This is a genomic window from Mesorhizobium sp. M5C.F.Ca.IN.020.29.1.1 (genome assembly GCF_003997375.1).
GTDB classification, from domain to species: Bacteria; Pseudomonadota; Alphaproteobacteria; order Rhizobiales; family Rhizobiaceae; genus Mesorhizobium; species Mesorhizobium wenxiniae.
Genome location: NZ_RZSW01001027.1, coordinates 1 through 1,008, shown reverse-complemented (window position 1 = coordinate 1,008; position 1,008 = coordinate 1). Strand labels below are relative to the sequence as shown.

At 59.3% G+C, this 1,008-nt stretch carries 1 protein-coding gene; it reads right to left on the bottom strand.

Annotated elements, in window-relative coordinates:
- Positions 1–1,008 (bottom strand): cytochrome-c oxidase, cbb3-type subunit I (gene ccoN / locus EOA85_RS35960; protein ID WP_127212779.1); only part of this gene is annotated, 1,008 nt, incomplete at both ends.

The window sequence follows — 1,008 nt, the reverse complement described above, 5'->3', positions numbered from 1 at the left end:
GGCATAGACTCCTCCTCGCGTTGGTAGCCGAGGATGGTCATGGTGATGTTCCAGGTCATGATGACAGCACCGGCGAGATACATCGCGCCACCCACGGCGCGCATGACATAGTAGGGATGCATGGCGGCCACGGTCTCGGCGAACGAGTAGACCAGGAAGCCCTGCTCGTCGTACTCGCGCCACATCAGGCCCTGCATGATGCCGGAAACCCACATCACCGCGGCGTAGACGACGATCCCCAGGGTCGCCAGCCAGAAGTGCCAGGTAACGAGCCGCAGCGAATAGAGCCGTTCACGGTTCCACAGCTTCGGCACCATGTAGTAGATCGCGCCGAACGAGATCATGCCTACCCAGCCGAGCGCGCCCGAATGGACATGCCCGATGGTCCAATCGGTGTAGTGCGACAGCGAATTGACGGCTTTGATCGACATCATCGGGCCTTCGAAGGTCGACATGCCGTAGAAGGCGATGGCCATAACCATCATGCGGATGATCGGGTCGGTGCGGAGCTTGTCCCAAGCGCCGGACAGCGTCATCAGGCCGTTGATCATGCCGCCCCATGAAGGCATCCACAGCATTATCGAGAACACCATGCCGAGCGTTTGCGCCCAGTCGGGCAGGGCGGTGTAGTGCAGGTGATGGGGCCCGGCCCAGATGTAGAGAAAGATGATCGCCCAGAAGTGGATGATCGACAGCCGGTAGGAATAGACTGGCCGGTTTGCCTGCTTGGGAACGAAATAATACATCATGCCAAGAAAGCCGGCTGTCAGGAAAAAGCCGACGGCATTGTGCCCGTACCACCATTGCGTCAAGGCGTCCTGGACGCCGGAGAAGGCGGAGTAGCTCTTGGAACCCAGGAGAGACGCCGGCATCGATAGGTTGTTGATCAGGTGCAGCATCGCGATGGTCACGATGAAGGACAGATAGAACCAGTTGGCGACGTAGATATGCGGTTCCTTGCGTTTCAGGATGGTGCCGAGGAACAGGACGAGGTAGGCGACCCAGACG